Origin of the sequence: Nocardioides sp. NPDC092400 (assembly GCF_040684155.1) — a bacterium.
Lineage (GTDB): Bacteria > Actinomycetota > Actinomycetes > Propionibacteriales > Nocardioidaceae > Nocardioides.
In genome coordinates, this window is sequence record NZ_JBFBFJ010000001.1 from 325324 (window position 1) to 344709 (window position 19386).

General features: G+C 70.9%; 23 protein-coding genes. 15 read left to right on the forward strand and 8 right to left on the reverse strand.

The features are described from left to right. Position 1 precedes the first annotated feature (1 nt). From AB0N29_RS01585 to AB0N29_RS01595, 3 genes are read left to right on the forward strand one after another with little or no spacing between them, the layout of a single operon-like run. Positions 2-667 carry a hypothetical protein gene (locus AB0N29_RS01585; RefSeq protein WP_364863553.1) on the forward strand — a complete coding sequence of 222 codons (666 nt, stop codon included), beginning with the start codon at positions 2-4 and terminating at the stop codon, positions 665-667. 28 nt (positions 668-695) lie between these two features. Then, a complete protein-coding gene (locus AB0N29_RS01590; protein ID WP_364863555.1) occupies positions 696-1382 on the forward strand; it encodes a hypothetical protein in 687 nt (228 codons plus the stop codon). Positions 1383-1417: 35 nt separating this feature from the next. Beyond that, entirely contained in the window at positions 1418-2155 is a 738-nt protein-coding gene (locus AB0N29_RS01595; RefSeq protein WP_364863557.1) for a dienelactone hydrolase family protein, read from the forward strand. Between the two features lie 7 nt (positions 2156-2162). On the opposite strand, the gene AB0N29_RS01600 is transcribed toward AB0N29_RS01595, so the two are convergent. The 7 genes from AB0N29_RS01600 to AB0N29_RS01630 are packed head-to-tail and all read right to left on the reverse strand — an operon-like array spanning position 2163 to position 6032. After that, positions 2163-2618 (reverse strand): pilus assembly protein TadG-related protein, encoded by a 456-nt coding sequence (locus tag AB0N29_RS01600; protein WP_364863559.1) that lies wholly within the window; start codon positions 2616-2618, stop codon positions 2163-2165. Beyond that, positions 2602-3078 carry a hypothetical protein gene (locus tag AB0N29_RS01605; RefSeq protein WP_364863561.1) on the reverse strand — a complete coding sequence of 159 codons (477 nt, stop codon included), beginning with the start codon at positions 3076-3078 and terminating at the stop codon, positions 2602-2604. Before AB0N29_RS01605 ends, AB0N29_RS01600 begins: the two co-directional genes overlap by 17 nt. Beyond that, entirely contained in the window at positions 3075-3476 is a 402-nt protein-coding gene (locus AB0N29_RS01610; RefSeq protein ID WP_364863563.1) for a TadE/TadG family type IV pilus assembly protein, read from the reverse strand. The genes AB0N29_RS01605 and AB0N29_RS01610 overlap by 4 nt, the downstream gene beginning before the upstream one ends. Further along, positions 3476-3679: a hypothetical protein gene (locus AB0N29_RS01615; protein ID WP_302270155.1), complete on the reverse strand. Its 204-nt coding sequence runs from the start codon at positions 3677-3679 to the stop codon at positions 3476-3478. The genes AB0N29_RS01610 and AB0N29_RS01615 overlap by 1 nt, the downstream gene beginning before the upstream one ends. Positions 3680-3719: 40 nt before the next feature. Beyond that, positions 3720-4661 (reverse strand): type II secretion system F family protein, encoded by a 942-nt coding sequence (locus AB0N29_RS01620; protein ID WP_364863566.1) that lies wholly within the window; start codon positions 4659-4661, stop codon positions 3720-3722. Then, complete coding sequence (locus AB0N29_RS01625) at positions 4658-5512, reverse strand: type II secretion system F family protein (protein WP_302270160.1); 855 nt, start codon at positions 5510-5512, stop codon at positions 4658-4660. Before AB0N29_RS01625 ends, AB0N29_RS01620 begins: the two co-directional genes overlap by 4 nt. A 1-nt stretch (position 5513) precedes the next feature. After that, positions 5514-6032, reverse strand: coding sequence for an ATPase, T2SS/T4P/T4SS family (locus tag AB0N29_RS01630; RefSeq protein ID WP_364863568.1), 519 nt, complete (start codon positions 6030-6032; stop codon positions 5514-5516). A 45-nt stretch (positions 6033-6077) separates the two neighbouring features. On the opposite strand from AB0N29_RS01630, the gene AB0N29_RS01635 reads away from it, so the two are divergent. Together AB0N29_RS01635 and AB0N29_RS01640 are read left to right on the forward strand one after the other, a co-directional pair. Continuing rightward, on the forward strand, positions 6078-7520 hold the full coding sequence (locus AB0N29_RS01635) for a recombinase family protein (protein WP_364863570.1): 1443 nt from the start codon (positions 6078-6080) through the stop codon (positions 7518-7520). Between the two features lie 237 nt (positions 7521-7757). Next, complete coding sequence (locus tag AB0N29_RS01640; RefSeq protein WP_364863572.1) at positions 7758-8321, forward strand: hypothetical protein; 564 nt, start codon at positions 7758-7760, stop codon at positions 8319-8321. A 558-nt stretch (positions 8322-8879) separates the two neighbouring features. Here AB0N29_RS01640 and AB0N29_RS01645 read toward each other — a convergent pair. Continuing rightward, entirely contained in the window at positions 8880-9584 is a 705-nt protein-coding gene (locus tag AB0N29_RS01645; RefSeq protein WP_364863574.1) for a GntR family transcriptional regulator, read from the reverse strand. Between the two features lie 247 nt (positions 9585-9831). Here AB0N29_RS01645 and AB0N29_RS01650 point away from each other — a divergent pair, with 247 nt between their 5' ends. From AB0N29_RS01650 to AB0N29_RS01695, 10 genes are read left to right on the forward strand one after another with little or no spacing between them, the layout of a single operon-like run. After that, positions 9832-10938, forward strand: coding sequence for a sugar ABC transporter substrate-binding protein (locus tag AB0N29_RS01650; protein WP_364863576.1), 1107 nt, complete (start codon positions 9832-9834; stop codon positions 10936-10938). Positions 10939-10982: 44 nt separating this feature from the next. After that, positions 10983-12395 carry a sugar ABC transporter ATP-binding protein gene (locus tag AB0N29_RS01655; RefSeq protein WP_364863578.1) on the forward strand — a complete coding sequence of 471 codons (1413 nt, stop codon included), beginning with the start codon at positions 10983-10985 and terminating at the stop codon, positions 12393-12395. A gap of 11 nt (positions 12396-12406) precedes the next feature. After that, the gene (locus tag AB0N29_RS01660; protein ID WP_364863580.1) at positions 12407-13492 is read left to right on the forward strand and encodes an ABC transporter permease; all 1086 of its coding nucleotides are present in this window, start codon (positions 12407-12409) and stop codon (positions 13490-13492) included. A gap of 32 nt (positions 13493-13524) precedes the next feature. Next, positions 13525-15183, forward strand: coding sequence for a GMC family oxidoreductase (locus AB0N29_RS01665; RefSeq protein WP_364863582.1), 1659 nt, complete (start codon positions 13525-13527; stop codon positions 15181-15183). Next, positions 15180-15638, forward strand: coding sequence for a hypothetical protein (locus AB0N29_RS01670; RefSeq protein ID WP_364863584.1), 459 nt, complete (start codon positions 15180-15182; stop codon positions 15636-15638). Before AB0N29_RS01665 ends, AB0N29_RS01670 begins: the two co-directional genes overlap by 4 nt. A gap of 49 nt (positions 15639-15687) precedes the next feature. Continuing rightward, positions 15688-16464, forward strand: coding sequence for an SDR family oxidoreductase (locus AB0N29_RS01675; RefSeq protein WP_364863586.1), 777 nt, complete (start codon positions 15688-15690; stop codon positions 16462-16464). After that, complete coding sequence (locus AB0N29_RS01680; protein ID WP_364863588.1) at positions 16464-16901, forward strand: heme-binding protein; 438 nt, start codon at positions 16464-16466, stop codon at positions 16899-16901. Before AB0N29_RS01675 ends, AB0N29_RS01680 begins: the two co-directional genes overlap by 1 nt. Next, positions 16898-17734, forward strand: coding sequence for a 5-oxoprolinase subunit PxpA (locus AB0N29_RS01685; protein WP_364863590.1), 837 nt, complete (start codon positions 16898-16900; stop codon positions 17732-17734). Before AB0N29_RS01680 ends, AB0N29_RS01685 begins: the two co-directional genes overlap by 4 nt. Before the next feature lie 5 nt (positions 17735-17739). Further along, positions 17740-18354, forward strand: a complete 615-nt coding sequence (locus AB0N29_RS01690) for an allophanate hydrolase subunit 1 (RefSeq protein ID WP_364863592.1) — start codon at positions 17740-17742, stop codon at positions 18352-18354. After that, positions 18351-19283 carry a biotin-dependent carboxyltransferase family protein gene (locus tag AB0N29_RS01695; protein ID WP_364863594.1) on the forward strand — a complete coding sequence of 311 codons (933 nt, stop codon included), beginning with the start codon at positions 18351-18353 and terminating at the stop codon, positions 19281-19283. Before AB0N29_RS01690 ends, AB0N29_RS01695 begins: the two co-directional genes overlap by 4 nt. Positions 19284-19386 lie beyond the last annotated feature (103 nt).

A 19386-nucleotide genomic window follows, 5' to 3' on the forward strand; every position in this document is an offset into this window, starting at 1 on the left:
CATGAGCCCCCGCCGGACCGTCCTCCTCCTCGTCGCGGCGCTGCTCGTGCTGGCCTCCGGGTCGGCGCGGGCGGTCGCCGCGTCCGCGCCCGTGCTGGACCTCGTCGTCCCGGCGGGCCGGGAGGGCCAGGAGGTCACCGCCACCCTCACCGTGACGGTCGACGGGGCGCCCGGCGAGGGGCTGGCGGTGACGTTCCGCCGCACCGGCCCGGGGTCGGCGACCGGCGGGCCGGTCGAGGCCGTCACCGACGCGGTCGGCACGGCGACGTACACCTATCGGCTGGAGACGGCCGGCGACTACAGCGTCGAGGCGGAGGTGGTCGACGCCGAGGGGAGCTCGACCGGCACCGGCGTCTCGGCGTACGCCGAACCGTCGGTAGTTGTCTGCCGGTGTGCCGCGCCCGGCATCCGTGCGACGAACGCCCGGAACGGCGACGACCGGATCACCGTCAGCCTGTCGCGCACCGGTGCCGACGCGGCTGTCCGGCTGTTCCGGATCCGGGACGGCGAGGCGCAGCGCATCCGCCGGACCGTGCTCGGGGAGGACGGCGTCGTGGCCTGGCGGGTCGACGACCACAACGGCCGCCGCGCGACGAGGTATTACGCGGTGGCGGGAGCTACGGACGTCTCGCCCCGGGCGAGGACGAAGACGATCTCCGTGCTTTGAGCGACCCCGCCGTGGCAGGGTGCCTCGCATGACCCTGCGTCTCGTCCTCCTGAGCGTCGTCGGTGCACTGCTCTCCGCCCTCGCCCTGGCGCCGACCTCCGCCCAGGCCGGGCCGGACGCCGATCCCGCCCCGGTCGAGCTGGCCCTCGACGTACCGTCTGGCTACGAGGGTCAGGACCGCACGGCGATCCTGATCGCAACGCGGGACGGGGCGCCGGTGCCGGGGCTGACGGTCATCTTCACCCGGACCAGTGGTGAGACGAACGAGACCGTGACCTCCACCGACGTCACCGATCCGACGGGCACCGCCACCACTGACTTCGTGCTCGACGGTCCGGTTCAGATCGACGCCGTCGTCACGAACGACGCCGGTGCCGTCGTCGGCACGGCCGGCCCCGCCTGGGCGTTCCCGGACGTGGTGTGCCGATGCTCTCCGCCCGGTCTCAACGGACGGCTGCAGGGACGCGATGCCCGGAACGGGGACGATCGACTCGCCGCGGCGGCTGCCCGTGCCGGAGCCGACGCAGTCGTGAGGCTCTTCCGCGTGCGTCAGGGCGTCGCCACTCGGGTTCGCAGCGTCGTGCTGGGCGAGGACGGGGTGGTCAAGTGGCGGATCGGCGACCGCAACGGCAGCAGGGCCACCAGGTACTACGCGTCGTTCGGCAAGACCGTCGTCTCGCTCGGGGACAGGACCAAGATCGTCGCCGTCCGCTGACCACGAGCGACCACCCGCTGGCTAGCGTCGGCCGGGTGAGCGAGCGGATCAGCATCCCGACCACCGACGGCCCGGCCGAGGCGTACCTCACCGGAGAGCCGGGCCGCCCCGGCGTCCTGTTCTTCGTCGACGCGATCGGGCTGCGGCCCCAGGTCGAGCGGATGGCCGACCGGATCGCCTCGTGGGGGTACGTCGTGCTGGTGCCGCACGTCTTCCACCGGGACGGCTCGGCCGCGGAGCTGGCGCCGCAGGGCGACCTGCGGGAGGCCGAGCAGCGCGAGGCGTTCTTCGCGAGCGGTGCGATGGACCGGGTCGGTGCGTACACCCCGGACCTCTCCGGCCCCGACACCGACGCCTGGACAGCGGCGCTGGCCGAGCACGCGGCAGACGGGCCGGTCGGGGTGACCGGCTACTGCATGGGGGCGCGGCTGGCGGTGCGTGCGGCCGGACGGTTCCCCGACCGGGTCGCCGCGGTCGGCGGCTGGCACGGCGGCGGTCTCGTGACCGACGAGCCGGACAGTCCGCACCTCGCGGTGGCGGGGTCGCGGGGGGCGTACGCGTTCGGGCACGCCGACAACGACCGCTCGATGCCGCCGGAGGCGGTCGCCGCGCTGGGCGAGGCGCTCGTGGCGGCGGGCCGGCCGCACACCAACGAGGTGTTCGCCGGGGCGGTGCACGGCTACACGATGGCCGACACCTCGTCGTACGACGAGGCCGCGGCGGAGCGCCACTTCGAGGAGCTGCGGGCGCTGTTCTCCCGCACGCTCGGCTGACCGCCGGTCACCCCAGCGGCCGGTCGACACCGGAGACGGCGGAGCCGCTGGCGGCGACGGTCGGGCGGTCCGGCGAGCCGGGGAAGGTGAGCGGCAGCTCGAGCGGCGCGCTGAGCCGGACGGTGACCCGGTCCTCGCCGGCGTCGACCGCCACGGTGTGCCGCAGGCCGGGGTAGCGCCGGTAGGCCCCGACCTCGGTCAGGTAGTCGTGCACCGCGACGGACGCCTGCGCGGCCGTCACCTCGAGCCGCCCCTCGGGCACACCGCCCTCGTAGACGTCGGCGCCGGTCGCCCCGAGGTCGGCGCCGTGGAGGGCGGCGCCGTCGGCGAGGGTGCTGAGGCCGGAGCGCTGGAGGTACGCCGCGGTCGCGTCGACCACCACCGCGACCGCCACGGCGAGGAACACCGCGAAGCCGACGACGAGCACCGTGACCTGGCCGCGCTCGTCACTCCGCCGCCGCACCGGTCACCTCCTGGTACTGCCCGATCGGCACGGTGTGGGTCGCGTCCAGCGCGAAGGTCGGCGCCTGCCCACCGAGCACCTCCGGCATGAGCGGCAGGTCGACACGCGACTCGATCCGGACGGTGATGACCGAGGTGCCGCTGTGGCAGTCGGACGGGTACGGCGTGCAGGTGACCCGGACCTCCAGCGGCGCCTCGCCGAGACCCTGGTCGGCCAGCGCCTGCCGCGCCACGAGGTCGGCCTGCCGGGCGCCTTCAGCGTCGGTCGGTGCCAGCGCGTAGGCCCGGGCCGCCGACCGCGCCGCCGCGCCGACCCCGAACGCCCCGCGCTGCACCTCGAAGACGCTGAGCACGATCCAGAGCATCGGCACCAGCAGCAGGATGCCGAGCCAGGTGACCTCGACCAGGGCGCTGCCGCGGTCGCTACGAGGATGCCGACGGCGCGGACGAGCGCGGCTCACGGCGCGTCCTCCAGCGGCCGCTCCTCCACCGCGTGACCCGTGACGTCCAGCTCGAGCGCCGGGCCGCCCAGGCCGAGCGCCGGGACGCGGGCCCGCACGGTCACCTCGATCCCCGGCTGCCCGTCGACCAGCACCTGCCGGGCCGCGACGTCCTGGGCGAACCGTCCCGACACCGCGCCGGTGATCTGGTCGCGCGTGACCGCCTCGCCGTCGGCCGGGCCGCGGCCGGCGGTCGCGGCGTACCGCGCCCCCTCCGAAGCTGCGGCCGCGAGCGTGTTGCGGACGAGCAGCACGAGGGAGACCTGCAGGATGCCGAGGAAGAGCGGCACCAGCACGACGAGCACCAGCACGAAGTCCACGACGGCGGCCCCGCGCTCGCGCTCGGCCGCCGGGCGCACTACTGCACCTTGCTCAGCGCGCTGTTGAGCATCTGCGCGAGCTGCTGGTCGGCCACCTTCCAGATGACCATCACCAGCCCGGCGGTCATGACGGTGACCAGCACCCAGCCGGGCACGTCGCCGCGCTCGTCGCGCGAGCGGGGTGCGGTCAGCGCCAGGAGCGCGGCGTGCAACCGCAGGAGAGCGGTGTCGAGGTGTTCCATGGTGGTTCCTTCCCGAGACATCTGAGGTGCGCCGGCGGCGCTAGGGAGTGGTCAGGCTGAGCCCGACCACGCCGGGCCAGAACGCGAAGAGCACGGTCACCGGCAGCACGAGGAACACGACGGGAACCATCATGAAGACCTCGCGTCGCGCGGCGACCTCGATCAGCTCGCGGCGACCCGCCTCGCGCACGTCGGCGGCCTGCGCGTGCAGGACGTCGGCCAGCGGCGTGCCGCGCTCGACCGCGACGGCGATGCCCTGCGCGAAGCGCGCCACCAGCGGCTGGCCGGTGGCGGCGGCGAGCCGGTCGAAGGCGGCGGAGACCGGCTCGCCGGTCCGCACCGCGGCGAGCACGCGGGCCAGGTCGGTCGACAGCTCGCCGCCGCTGCGCCGCACGACGCGGTCCAGCGCGGCGACCGGACTCTCCCCGGCCGCGACGGACAGGGCGAGCAGCTCGGCGACCGTCGGGAACTCCGCGAGGATCCGGCGCTCCCGGGACCGGACCTGGCCGCTGAGGTGGCTGTCGCGGGCCAGCACCCCGAGCGCGAACGCGACGACGCAGAGCACGGCCGAGGACGCGACCCCGCTGGGATCGCCGAGCGCGTCGAGGACGCCGTACGCCGCGGTGAGCGCGAAGGCCGCGAGCCCCCACAGCACCTGCTCGACCCGGAAGTCGTGGACGGTCCGGTCGAGCCCGGCCCGCTCGAGGCGACGCCGTACCGAGGTGGACCCGCCGCCCAGCACCCGCTCCACGGCGTCCGCGGCCGACCGCAGCAGCGGGCCGTAGACGGCGGCCACGACCGATCGCGGCGGGGCGGTCTGCACGGCGCGGGGACCCGGGCCGCTGCGCGGCAGGTCGCGGAGGTACGGCAGCACCCGGGTGTCCAGCTGCGGGCGACGGGTCGCGGCGACACGGAAACCGACCAGCAGCAGCCCCGCCGCCGTCGTCGCGCCGAGCAGCGCGCCCCACACCGCCGGCGTCACGAGAGGATCCGCCGCTCGACGGGCAGCCGGCCGATCCGCATCATCAGCCGGTAGGCGGCCACGCACGTCACCGCGCCGACCACCAGGACGACGACCCCGCCAGGGGAGGCGTAACGCCGGATCACCTCGGACTGGAAGGACATGAAGAGCAGCACCAGCCACGGCGCGGCCACCGCGAGCCGGGCGCCGTTGACCGTCCAGGCCTGCCGCGCCTCGAGCTCCGAACGGGTCCGCAGGTCGTCGCGCAGGTAGCCCGAGAGGTTCCGCAGCAGCCGGCCGAGCTCGCCGCCACCCACCTCGCGCGCGACCCGCAGTCCCTCGACCACCCGGTCCCCGACCGGGTCGGCGAGACGGTCCTTGAGCCGGTCCAGGCACTCACCGAAGCGACCGGTCACCTGGTAGTCGAGGGCGAAGTCGGCGAACGCCGGCTGCAGCGCCTCGGGCCCACGGGTGCCCAGCGCGGCCAACGCGTCGGGCAGCGACATGCCGGCACGTACGGCGCTCGTGAGGTGGTCGACCGCCTCGGGCCACACCTCGGCCAGCTCGCGCTGGCGGCGGCGGGCCCGCGCGGAGACGACCGCGACGGGGAGGTAGCCGCCCATGACGCCGAACGCGAGCGCGACGGGCACGGTCGCCGAGACGGCCTGGACGACCAGGGCCGCGACGAGACCGGTGACCAGGCAGAGCACGGCGAACGAGGCCGGGGAGACCGAGCGCAGGTCGGCCCTCGTCAGCAACGCCTGGGTGCGCCCGGGCCGCCGCGGGCCCGTGCGGGGCGTCCGCGGCACGAAGAACGCAGACCACACGAGCAGCAACCCGGTCCCGACCCCGAGGCCGACGAGCGCCCCCACCTCAACGCCCCTCGGCGGTCGGACCGGCCAGGATGGCGTGGACGTCGATCCCGGCGCGCTCGAAGAGGTCGAGCCGGGGCGGCATGCCGCCGACCCGCCGGAGGTCGCCGCCGGAGCGCCGGAACACCGGCTCGGTCTCGATGATGTCGTTCTCGCTCCGCCCCGGCACCCCGACGACCTCGTTGACGCGTCGTACGCCGTGCTCGTCGACGCCGAGGTGGACCACGAGGTCGACGGAGGAGGCGACGGTCGGGACGACGAACCGGGCCGAGATGTTCTCGCCGGCCAGCAGCGGCAAGGTGCACATCTTCACCAGCGCCTCGCGGGCGGAGTTCGCGTGGATCGTGCACATGCCGGGCAGGCCGGCGTTGAGGGCCAGCAGCAGGTCCAGGCACTCCTCCGCCCGGACCTCGCCGACGATCAGCCGGTTGGGCCGCATCCGCAGGCTCTCCTTCACCAGCTCGCGCAGCCGCACCTCGCCGGTGCCCTCGAGCCCGGCCTGCCGGGTCTGGAGCGGCACCCAGTCCGGGTGCGTGAACTTGACTAGAGCACTATGTTGTGAACTATGACCAAGGCCGGCGTCTACGTGCGGATCAGCCAGGACCGCACCGGGGCCGGGCTCGGCGTCGAGCGACAGCGGAGCGACTGTCAGGCGCTCGCCGAAAGGCTCGGATATGAGGTTGTCGACGTCTATTGCGACAACGACACCAGCGCCTACTCAGGGAAGCCCCGCCCGGAGTACCAGCGGCTTCTCGACGACATCCGCGCCGGCCGCATCCAGGCCGTCGTGTGTTGGCACACCGACCGCTTGCACCGGTCGCTGCGGGAACTGGAGACCTACATCGACATCGCGGAGTCCGTACCGACACACACCGTGCAGGCCGGGCATCTCGACCTTGCCACGGCGTCGGGAAGGATGACCGCGCGCATCACCGGTGCAGTCGCACGGCACGAGTCCGAACACAAGGCCGAACGACAGCGTCGCAAGGTCGAAGAGCTCGCAAGCAAGGGCCTGCCGCTGGGAGGCGGAAGACCGTTTGGCTACGAGGCTGACGGCCTCACCTTGCGCCCCGAGGAGGCCGACGAGTTGCGTGGCATGGTGCGGCGCGTCCTCGACGGCGACTCCCTGGGGTCGATCCTTCGCGATCTCAACGAGCGAGGCGTGCGCACCACCCGTGGCGGAACGTGGGGGTATACCTCGCTCCGATCGCTGCTGCTGCGCGAGCGAAACGCTGGGCGCATGGTGCACCGTGGGCAGGTCATCGGGAAGGCCGCTTGGGAACCGATCGTCAGCGAGACCGAGCACGACGCCGTGGTCGCGGTCCTCTCGGACCCTACGCGCCGAACCACCCCGGGTCCCGGACGCCGCCACCTGCTCAGCGGCCTCGCGAAGTGCCACTGCGGCGCCGGCCTCAAACCCGGCTGGGTGGCGTCGCGGAACGGGCGGAAGCACTGGATCTACACCTGCCCCTCCAGGACCAAGGGACACGTGCACCGAGACATGGCCCGGGTCGACGCCTACGTAGAGAGCTGGACGCTCGACGTGCTCAGCACGGTGAGCCAGCCGAAAACGGGCGACGCGGCCACCCAGGACCGGCTGCGACTCGAGCGGGAGCGCGCCGACATCGACGGGCGGCTGCGGGACGCGGCCACCCTGTTCGCGTCCGGAGCCATCACCGCCGCACAGCTCAGCGCCTCGACCGAACTCCTCCGCGAGCGGGCAGGCGCTGTCGCCGACGCTCTGATCACAACCGCGCGCGGGTCGGTACTGGACGGCGCGCTCGGCATCACCGACGAGCAATGGCGCAACCTGCCGCTGGAGCGCAAGCGCCGGATCATCGACGCGATCATGACCATCACCGTGGTGCCCCTCGAGGGGCGGCGCCGCGGCGACCTCGGGGTCAACGTCAAACTCCGCACCGACCGTTCCGATGCGGCAGCGACGCCGTTCCGGATGTGGAGAACGCCCGCGCACCTGGAGCGACTGGTGACGTCCGCCTTCGCTTAGGTGCATCGCTCCCCGCGTACTAGACGGGGACACCAGCAGCCGGTGGCACCCGACTGGCCCGGGTTGCGGCCTTCCCGGCACTGCAGCCACCGCCCTCGCCGAACCCGCCGAGGCATCGCCGAAGAAGCGTGAGGTCATCACCGACGCCGAGCGTCAGCGCTCGAAAGGGCATCGATCTGGTGTATCTGCGGACCGCAGCAGCGACGGACGCCCGCGGAACACCTAGCCTCCCCAGCCATGGAATCGGAGGCTGTGGCCGACGCCGTCTCGGCGGTCCCGTACGTGTTCACGGTCAACGAGTTGCTCGAGTGGGCGAAAGATTTGGAGCGCCTCATCTCCAAGGAGGAGATCGGGGAGATGGCTTCAAGACTCGACCGCAGAGACGGACCAGCCCTGCTAGAGGCTCTCTGGGCCGCAGACCTGCTCGATGAGGAGAACGCCGCGGCGGTGGGATCCGTATGGTCTATGGCGGAGTTCCCAGGTCTGTCGCTCGAGCGGGCCACTTGGCGCTCTTTGTTCAAACTGTCCGGCTACACCGTGGACGGCACCCCGGCCGACCCCCCGGCCGAGGCGCTGACCTTGTATCGGGGAGCCACCGACGAGCACCGAGACGGCTGGTCGTGGACTCCGAACCGAGCGGTGGCAGCCCGCTTCGCCGACGAACGCATCCTCGGCCGGGCGGACGGGAAGGTCTGGGTTGCGCACGTCGAGCCATGGCGGCTGTTGACGCGCAACACCGAGCGCGAGGAGGAGGAGTACGTGGTGGACACCGATGGCCTCGAGATCCGTCCCGCGGACTGACTCGCGCGTGCTAGACCGACCCATTCACGCGGCGCACCGCTCGGTGCTCCACGCTTGGTTACTGGAGCCAAGTGACGGAGGTGAGCGAGACCACGGAAGCTCCGCCACGTCGAACTCGCGCGAAGGCGGGTGTCCGCACCTCATCACCGCGCGCGGCGCCTCACGCAGCGACCGCGTCAGAAGGTCGACGCGTGATCGCAGAACCAGTCCGGTGCGGGGGATCGGACCGGTGGTGGAGCTCCCCCAAGGCATGGGCCTGACCAGCCACCACGACTCCGCGAAGCCCTTCGCTACAGCAACGTTTGTGACTCGGCGGTGGTCAGTGCTAGCCGAGCCAACACCGCCTCACTGGATCGAGTCCGATCCGGCGACCGATCAAGCAAGGCTCGGGCGTCTCGCAGGCACTCGGTCCGCTAGGTCGACGACGCAGCGGGGCCTCGGTGAACCCCGAGTCGCCGGTGGCCGCTGCGGGCCTCGCATGACCGTCCTGCAGGGGCGGGTCGATGCCGGGGGCCTAGGGTCGACTTCCGCGCCGGCACGACGATCTTCTTCCTGTCGTCAGTTCTCGAGTGCCCTGTAAGCATCCACTAGCTGCTGCTCCGCCCGCTCGAGGTACGCCGCCAGCTCGGCCTGCGCCTCCTCGAGCTCCCGGTCCTCGAGCAGCCGACAGATGCGCTCATTGTCGGGCAGGTATGGCTCGTGGAAGTCCCGAATCGGGTGCATGACATGAAAGGCCAGGCGCTGCTCGGCGAGGGTGCGGCGCATCATCGCGTCGATGCGCTCGTTCGCGGCCAGAGCAGCGATGGCGGTGTGGAAGTTCATGTTCGCCGTGCCGACGCCTGACCAGTCCTCGACCTCCGCTGCAGCGAGCCCTTGGGTGACGGCCAAGCGTAGGCGTGAGATGCCCGCCGCCGTGTGGGTGGCCTTACTGCGGACGGCGGCAAGCTCGATCATCTCGCGGACCTGATAGATCGAGTGGATGTCGGCGGCCGTCAACTGGCGCACGAACACGCCACGGTTCAACTCGTGCACGAGGAGGTTCTCGTGTGCGAGGAGCCGGAACGCCTCGCGCAGGGTGTTGCGAGAGACGCCCATCGCGGAGGCGAATGCCTCTTCTGACATCCGCGTCGCCGGAGCGATGCGGCCCTCGATGAGCAATGCGCGAAGCGCGTCGGCGACCCGCTCGCCGGTGCTGGCCAACGCGGGCTTGGTGTCGCCGACGAACAGCGCACTTATGGCGCGCTCGCTGTTCAACGTGCTCACCCCAACACCTCACTAGCAACGACAAGCCGGATGGCCGGTCGGTTCGCGCAGGCTACGTGAACGATCCACGAATCAGCAAGAGGTTCCTCCTGGCGCACCTACCTGCGTGTTTCGCTGCTGTTAAGGATCAAAACAACCCCAACAGATGGATTGCTGAATGTGTGAACGATCCGTAAGGTGCCGCGATGTGGCCCAAGCCACCCCGACGGCGCCACCGGTGTGGAGCCCAACTCCAAGGAGCATTGAGATGTTGAAGTCGCTGCGCATCACGGCGGGTGGGCTGAGTGTGCTCGCTCTGCTGGCGCTGTCTGCCTGTTCGGAGGAGACCGGAGGGAGCTCGGGTCCCGCGGTCGACACCGCCGACTACCAAGCAATCGCCGAGCAGGCGATGGAGCCGGTCACCGAGTTCACCGGCCCGGCCGACGGGCCTACAGCGCAACCGAACAAGAAGGTCGTGTTCCTGGCCTGCGGTTTCGAGGCCGAAGGCTGCAACCTGCCCGGCAAGGCGGCGGCCGCCGCGGGCGAAGCACTCGGCTGGGACGTCAAGGTCGTCGACGGCAAGTTCGACCCTCGCATCTACAGCCGCACCGTGCAGGAGGCGATCGACGACGGCGCCGACGGCATCATCCTCGACGCCGTCTCCGCCCAGTCGATCGCAGGGCCGATCAAAGCCGCGCGGGACGCCGGACTGGTCGTCGGAAGCTACGACTCTATGAACGAGGTCGGTCCTTCGGGGGTGTCCTACGACGTCCAAGCCGACATCGACGCCCAAGGCGAGGCGATGGCCGCCTACATGATCTGGAAGTCCGAGGGTGAGGCGAATGCCTTCATCCTGAACTCGCCGGAGTTCAACGCGCCGTACGCCTGGACCGAGAAGGCCGCCGAGGACATCAAGGCGTGCTCGTCGTGCTCGATTGTGGACGAGCAGGACTTCACCGCAGGTGACGCGGCCACCCGCCTGCCGCAGCTGACCGTGACCGCCACACGCCAGCATCCCGAGATGAACGTCATGATCGCGTCGTACGACGCCGCCATGCTGGCCTCGATCCCGTCGATGGCCCAGGCCGGCGCGCTCGAGAAGGTGAAGGTCGGGACGTTCAACGGCGTCTCGCCCGCCCTCGAGCTGATTCGCAACGACCAGCTGACCGCCTCGGTCGGCGGCGCCATGGAATGGGGTGCATGGGCCGCGATGGACAACATGAACCGCATGCTCGCGGGCGAGGACGCGGTCGAGCAGAACGTGCCCATCCGGCTCATCACCGCCGAGAACATCGACACCATCGAGCCGGGCGGTCCCTGGACGGGCGACATCGACTACGCGGCCGCCTACGAGAAGATCTGGAACGGCCAGTGACCCCGGTGCCCTCGTCCGCAGCGCCCCGCATCCGGGTCGACAACGTGAGCAAGACGTTCGGCGCTACCCGAGCGCTGGCCAGCGTCTCGCTCGAGGTCGCTTCGGGGTCGATCCACGCGCTGATCGGGCTCAACGGCTCGGGCAAGTCAACGCTGGTGAAGACCTTGGCCGGGTACCACGACGCGGACGAGGGCGCCATCACGATGGGCGAGGTCGCGTTCGTCCACCAGGACCTGGGGCTGCTGCCCACGCTGACGGTGCTGGAGAACTTCGCGATCGGTCGACCGATGGCGATGAAGCACGGTCGGATCGACTGGGACGCGGAGGCCGAGCGGGCGACCGCGGCGCTCGACGAGTTCGGCCTTCGGCACACCCTTCACGAGCAGGTGCAGTCGCTGCCGCTGGCGCAGCAGGCGATCATCGCGTGCGCCAGGGCGTTGGACAGGTCGAGCAGCGGCGCCGTCGAGGCGCTGGTGCTCGACGAGCCCACCTCGGCGCTACCGTCGTCGGACATCGGCCTGCTGGCGGACGCGATGACGACGTACGCCGCCCGCGGCATCGGCATCGTCTTCATCACGCACCGCCTGCAGGAGGTCAAGGACCTCGCGGACACCGTCACGGTCCTCCGCAACGGCGAGGTGGTGTTCTCCGGCGCGACAGCGGGGTTGACCATCCCGGACATGGTGCAGCTGATGGTCGGCTCGGCCCCGGCCCACGTCGAGGCGACGTGGACCGCGCCGCCTCGGACCGGTGTCCCAACCCTCTCGGCGCACGATGTGCGGACGCAGACGATCAACGACCTGTCGCTCGACATCCACGGCGGAGAGATCGTCGGCGTCTTCGGCATGGTCGGCAGCGGCCTGGACGAGCTCGGCGCCATCATGTCCGGACGCAACGCCCCGTCCGCCGGCCGGGTTGAGCTCGCGGGGGAAGTCCTGCGGGCCAACAGCCCCCGCTCCCGGGAGATCGGCTTCGTGCCGAGCGACCGGCCCCGCCGGGGCGTGCTGCCGGGCCTCACCGTCCGCGACAACATCTCCGTGCGAAGCCTCCGGCGCACCATCCGGCTGGGCTCCATCGCAAAGAAGCGGGAGCGGAAGCTGGCCGGCTTCTGGACCCAAGAGCTGTCCGTCAAACCGTCCGACCCCGAGGCGCCGATGCTGACGCTCAGCGGGGGGAACCAGCAGAAGGCCATCCTCGGCCGCTGGTTGGCCATCGACCCGCCGGCGATCATCGCCGAGGAGCCGACCCAGGGCATCGACGTGTGGGCCAAGCAGGACATCCTGCGCAGGCTCCGCATGGCCGCCGAGTCCGGCACCGCGGTGCTCCTCACTGCGGTTGAACCCGAAGAAATCCTCGACTTCTGCGACCGCGTCGTCGTCCTGCGCGCCGGGAAGGTCGCCCTGGACGCCGAGCGTTCGCAGGTACACGTCACCGACATCCTCAGTGCGATGCACTGACCCATTGGCACATGGAGAGCATCGTGAAATCACTCGACTCCGCTGAACAAAACGCGGACGCCACGGCGTCGACCGCCATCCCATCCGGCAGGAGCGGGGGAACCGCCGCCACCGCGGCCCGCCCGTCGTGGGGCCGACGCGCACGGCAGGAGGCCCCGCGTTTCGGGATGGTCGGCCTGCTGGTGCTGCTCATCACCATCTTCTGCATCCTGCGCCCGGTGTCGTTCGCCAACAGCGCTAACTTCCGCACCATCCTCGTCGAGAGCGCGGTCCTGACGATCCTGGCGCTCGCCGTCATGATCCCGCTGATCGCCAACGACTTCGACCTGTCGGTCGCATCGGTGCTCGGCTTCGCCTCAATCCTGGCCGCGGGCCTCCCCGCCAAGCAGGGGCTCTCGGTGCCGCTGACCATTCTTGTGGTCATCGGAGTGGGCTTACTGGTCGGGGCCGTCCATGCCTTGCTGATCGTCAGGGCCGATCTGCCGTCGGTGGTGGTCACTCTCGGCTCGAGCACCTTCCTCGGCGGGCTCGTCCTTTGGTACACCGGAGGGTCGGTCCTCTACGAGGGCGTCCCGCAGTCCCTCAAGGACCTTGGCTCAACCAGCTTCCTCGGCCTCCCACTCCCGGTGTACTACATGGTCGTCGTCGCGGCCGTGTTGTGGTTTGTGCTCGAGCGGCGTCCGTGGGGTCGCTACCTCTACGCCGTGGGCTCCTCCGAGAACGCCGCCCGCCTCGCGGGCGTCAACACGGCCCGCATGCGGGCGTCGGCGCTGATTGCGTGCTCCGCCCTCGCCGCGCTGGCGGGGTTGATCCTGACCGCACGAGTCGGCTCGGGCAACCCGTCGATCTCCAATGCCTACTTCCTGCCCGCGTTCGCCGCCGCGTTCCTCAGCCTGGCCGCCTTCCGCCTCGGCTTCTTCAATCCGCTCGGCGTCGTGCTGTCGGTCTACCTGCTCGCCGTGGGCGTCAACGGGTTGACGCTGCTCGGTGTCCCGTCGTGGGTGGAGCCGGTGTTCAACGGCACCGCGCTAGTGGTCGCCATCGGCCTCGCCCGACTCTCCGTCGGCAAGTCCCGCAAGCTCGTGACCGGCGTCTGAGCCGCCGGACCGCCCTACCTCGAAGGATCCTCATGACCGACCACTCGCACGTCGACGTCCTCATCGTCGGCGCCGGCCCCACGGGTGCCATCGCCGCCAGCGAGCTCGTCGCGGCGGGGTTCTCCGTGACCTGCCTGGAGCAAGGCGACTGGACCCACCGCGCCGTGTTCACCGGCGCCACCAAGGACTGGGAGCTGTCCGCGCAACGGAATTGGCATCCCAACCCAAACGTGCGCGGGATGCCAGCCGACTACCCAGTCGACGTGACCGACTCCGACGTCAACCCGCTCATGTACGCCGGGGTCGGAGGCGCGACGATCCTGTACGGCGCGCACTGGGTCCGCGCGCTGCCCTCGGACTTCCGGGTAGCAACGCTCGACGGCGTCGCGGACGACTGGCCGATCACCTACGAGGACCTCCAGCCCTTCTACGAGGAAATGGATCAGCAGATGGGGGTGTCGGGCCTCGGCGACGACCCGACCTACCCCGAGACCGCGCCGCCGCCCCTGCCGCCCCTGCCGATCGGGCGCATCGGACAGAAGGCGGCCGCGGGCATGGACAAGCTGGGATGGCACTGGTGGCCGGCACCCAACGCGATCGCGTCCCGCTCCTACCGCGGACGCGACGCGTGCATCAGGCGCGGCACCTGCCAGACCGGTTGTCCCGAGGGCGCCAAGGGCAGTGCCGACCTGACCCACTGGCCGGCGGCGATCAAGGCCGGCGCGCGGCTGGTCACCAGCGCGCGCGTCGCCGAGATCACCGTCGACAGCACGGGGTTGGCCAGCGGAGCCGTCTACATCGATCGGGACGGGGCGCGCCACCACCAGCCGGCCTCCACCGTCATCGTCGCCGCTAACGGCGTGGGCACGCCCCGCCTGCTCCTGATGTCGACGTCCGACCGCTTCCCCGACGGCCTGGCGAACAGCTCCGGGATGGTCGGCCGACGCTTGATGATGCATCCCTACGCCGCCGTCAACGGCGTCTACGAGGACAACCTCGAGAGCTGGCTGGGGCCGGCCGGTCAGGCGATCGTGTCGACGCAGTTCTACGAGACCGACCTGTCGCGCGGCTTCGCCCGAGGCGCCAAGTGGCAGGTCATGCCCGCCGGGGGACCACTGGGGAACCGCTCGGGCTACGGCGGGCACGCCGAGGCAGGTGCGGGCATGGACCCGACCGCCGGGCGCGACCCGCTCGCCGGGTGGGGAGCGGACTTCCACCGGGAGGCACGCCGGACCTTCGGCCGCTCCTTCGAATGGGGGATCATCGCCGAGGACCTCCCCGACGGGGCGAATCGCGTGACCTTGTCGTCCGATCTCGTCGACTCCGACGGGCTCCCGGCGCCCAAGATCATCTACAAGACGAGCGAGAACACCCGCAAGCTGCTCGACTTCCATCTCGCGAGGGCCCGGGAGGCCCACCTGGCCGCCGGCGCCGTCGAGACCTACGACACGCCCCTCATGCGGGACTGCGGCTGGCACCTGCTCGGCACCGCCCGGATGGGAGAGGACCCTGGTAACAGCGTCGTCGATCAGTATGGCCGCTCGCACGACGTACCGAACCTGTTCATCTACGACGGCAGCACGTTCGTCACGTCGACCGGGATGAACCCCACCGCCACCATCGCCGCCCTGACCCTGCGCGGCGTCCGACAGCTCATCGTCAACCGGCGGACGCAGGAGGTGTCTGCATGACCACTCCCATCCACATCGAACCCCGCTCGGCTGGCCTTACCGACGACCAGCGCGCGACCCTCGCGGCCGTCCTGGACGTGCTCGTGCCCGCTGGCTCCGGCATGCCGTCTGCCCGCGAGGTGGGCGTCCACTCCAGCTGGATCGACGAAGCCCTGAGACTGCGACCAGACCTCGGCGCTGACCTCCTCGGCTTCATCAGCGCCGTCGCGTCCGGCGTCGAGGCCGGAACCAGCTCCGCGGACGTCGTGCGCCGGGTGGCTGCTGAGGACCCCGACGCCTTCGCCGCCGTCGGCATCCTCATCTCCGGCGCCTACTACATGGATGACCGTGCACGCGACGCGCTCGGCTACCCCGGTCAGGAGGAACGGCGACCCGTCGACGACACCGACCAGTACGTCGAGATGCTCGAACGGGTCATCGAACGTGGGCCCGTCTACCGGCCGACCCCGGACTAGGGGCTTCGCCCGACCGTCCCCGCCCCAACCACGAAGGACGTTGCCCGCCATGACCACTCATCCCCCCGGACCGTCCGCACCTGACGTCGCGGTCGTCACCGGCGCGGCCTCCGGCATCGGCCTCGCCTCCGCCGAAGAACTCCTACGCCGCGGCGGCAGCGTCGCCGTCGTCGACCGCGACGGCGACGCCGTTCACCGCGCGACGGAGTGCCTGAGCGGGCAGGGCGACGGCGAGGTCCTCGCCGTGCAGGCCGACATGTCAGTCGCCTCCGACGTCGAGCGCCTCTTTGGCGAGGTGGAGGCCCACTTCGGGCGCCTCGACGCCATCGTGAACAACGCCGGCGTTCAGCGCTCCGGGCCCATCACCTCGTTCGATGAGGAGGATTGGGACCTGCTCATGGGCGTCAACCCGAAGTCCTGCTACCTCGCGGCTCGGTTCGGCGTACCGTTGCTGAGCCGCGACGGCGGCGGCGCGATCGTCAACATCGCATCGATCGCCGGCTTGCGTGGCGGACCTGGGCAGACGGCCTACTCGGCGTCCAAGGGTGCGATCGTCGCCTTCTCGCGCGCCCTGGCGAACGAGCTCGCCCCACAGGCGATCCGGGTCAATTGTCTGGCACCAGGGTGGGTGGACACGCCGTTCAACGCGCCGGCGATCGACAACATGGGCGGCCGCGAGGTGCTCGACGCCATGGTGGAGACCACGGTGCCGCTCAGGCGGCAGGGAACGCCCGGCGAGATCGCCAAAGCAGTCGCTTTCCTGGCTGGCCCTGATGCGTCCTACATGACCGGGCAGACGATCGTCGTCGACGGAGGGCAGATCTGATGGTGCTCACGATGCAGGTAGCGACCGCCGTCATCGAAGCGGCGCACCGCCACGCCGCCGAACGAGGTGCGCCGTCGGCCGTGGCCGTGGTCGACGCCGGCGGCAACCTCCTCGGTTTCATGGCGCACGAGGACGCGATCCTCGCCGCTCGCGACCTAGCGACCAACAAGGCGTTCACCGCGCTCTCGCTCCGTGCCAGCACGGCAGACCTGACCGATGCGGTTCAGCCAGGCGGACCGTTCTACGCGCTCAACAACGCTCTCGCCGGCCGGCCACTCGTGACCTTCGCCGGCGGGCTGCCGCTCCGCGACCCGGAGACGGGCACCATCGTCGGCGCCGTCGGTGTGTCCGGGGGGACCCTCGAGGACGACAGCGAGATCAGCGCTGCAGGCCTGGCCGCGTTCGCGGAACTGGGCACCGGCGGGACGGACGGATGACCGCCCTCGAGCCGTCACCACCGGCTGGGGCGACGGCTCTCACGGTTGACCTGAACGCGGACCTGGCCGAGGGCTATGGCGCGTGGACGTTCGGCTGCGACGACGACCTTCTGTCCCTCGTCACCTCGGCCAATGTCGCCTGTGGGTTCCATGGCGGTGACCCCTCGACCATCCGTCGCGCCGTGGAAACCGCCGTTGCGCGCGGCGTCGTGATCGGGGCGCACGTCGGCTACCCGGACCTGCAAGGGTTCGGTCGCCGGAATATGGACATAGGGCACCAGGAGCTGGTCGACCTCACGGTGTACCAACTCGCCGCCCTAGACGGCGTCACCCGGGTCGCCGGCTCACGGGTCCGCTACGTGAAGCCTCACGGCGCCCTCTATAACCGCGTCGCACGGGACGCCGCCCAGGCCGAGGCGGTGGCCGAGGCGGTGGCATCGTTCGACAACGAGCTGCGGGTCCTGTCGCTGCCGGGCTCCGCCCTGCACCGGGCCGCGCATGCACGAGGGCTCGATACGCTGGACGAGGTGTTCGGCGACCGGGCCTACCTCGCCAGCGGCGCGCTCGCGCCGCGGTCCACAGAGGGGTCGGTGATCCACGACCCTGACCAGGTAGCCAAGCGCGTCCTGCAGATGGTGCGGCACCACACCGTGAACACCCTCGACGACACGACGCTGGATGTCGTCCCCGACAGCGTCTGCATCCACGGCGACTCCCCAGGCGCGGTGCAGCTCGCCGCCGCCGTAAGGCACCGCTTGGAGGAAGCCGGCGTCTCCGTCCGCAGCCCGCTCGCGCCGGCGCAGCCGGATCGCCGACCGGACGCTCCGCGGTGAAGATTATGGCGGCCGGGCTGGAGGCCGTCCTGGTCGAGGTCGACAGCACCGACCAGATGCTGGCGCTCTACCGCGGCCTCGAGCGCGCCCGACGAGACGGAGTCGCACGCGGTCTCGTCAACCTCGTGCCGGCCTCGAAGACCGTTCTGGTCGAGTTCGACACCTTCGCGACGTCGCGCTACGAGGTCGAGCAGCTGGTCAGCGGGATGGCGCTCAGCACGACCAGCAACGAGGCCGGCGACGTCCTCCTGATCGAGGCGACGTATGACGGCGTCGATCTGCGCTTCGTCTGCGAGACCCTCGGGCTCGCGCGCGACGAGTTCGTCCGATGGCATAGTTCGCTGGATTGGAAGGTCGCCTTCACCGGCTTCGCGCCAGGGTTCGGCTACATGGTCGCCGCTGAGCACCGCACAACCCTCCCGCGGCTGGCCCAGCCCCGAGAGCGAGTCCCTGCGGGCTCGATCGCGATGGCCGGCAACTTCACCGGCATCTACCCGCAGTCCTCCCCGGGTGGCTGGCGAATAATCGGACGGACACAGCACCGCCTCTTCGACGTCGCTGCAGCCCCGCCGACCCAAATGCTTCCGGGGCGAATCGTCCGGTTCGCAGTGACCAAATGACGCCGCGGCTCATCGTCGAGAACGCGGGCTCACTCGCGACGCTTCAAGATCTCGGCCGGCGCGGCCACGCCTCGATCGGCGTCGGGATCTCCGGAGCGGTCGACCGCGCCAGCCACAACCGTGCGAACCGCCTCGTCGGAAACCTCTCGACCGCCGCTACCGTCGAGGTCACCCTCGGCGGTCTCGTTGCCCGAGCGACTGGCCGCATGGACATCGCCGTTACCGGCGCAGACGTCGACGTCGACGTCGACGGCGTCCGCCATCCGCCCGACGCGCGCATCAGAGTCCGAACCGGACAACGGATCACCGTGCCTACCCCGCGCACCGGTCTCCGCAATTACCTGGCGGTCCGCGGCGGCTTCGACGCGCAGCCGATCCTCGGCTCGCGGTCGACCGACACCCTCGCACGCCTCGGGCCCGATCCCTTGGGCCCGGGCGACGTCCTCACCGTCGGACGCGACTGGGGTCCGTACCCCTTGATCGACCACATCCCGAGGCCGACCAGCCACCACCGCGACCTACCCGTCCTGCTGTATGTCCCGGGGCCTCGCGACGACTGGTTCACCGAAGGCGCCCACGCAGCACTCTGCCGCAGCCAGTGGGTGGTGAGTCCCAGCAGCAACCGAGTCGGGGTGCGGCTGCTTGGACCGCCGCTCGAACGTGCGACTCAGGGAGAGCTGCCCAGTGAGGGTGTCGTGACGGGCGCAATCCAAGTGCCTCCCGCCGGACCGATCGTCTTCCTCGACGACCATCCCGTCACGGGCGGCTACCCCGTGATCGGAGTCGTTGAGCGCGACAGCCTCGATCGCTTGGCCCAGGCGCGGGCAGGCGAGCTCGTCGTTTTCCGGCCGCTCAGCCGCTCCGGCTCCGAGTTCGGTCGACCCGTTGAGCGCCCATCGACCCGGTCAGGACGCGCGGCCGAACGGTGAGACAAACCATGTCGACGGCCCCCGGCCGACGTCGAGACGCCCACGCGGCGGGGTGACGCTGCTCGGACCGCCGCCGTGGACGCGACCGGAGAACCAATCCGAT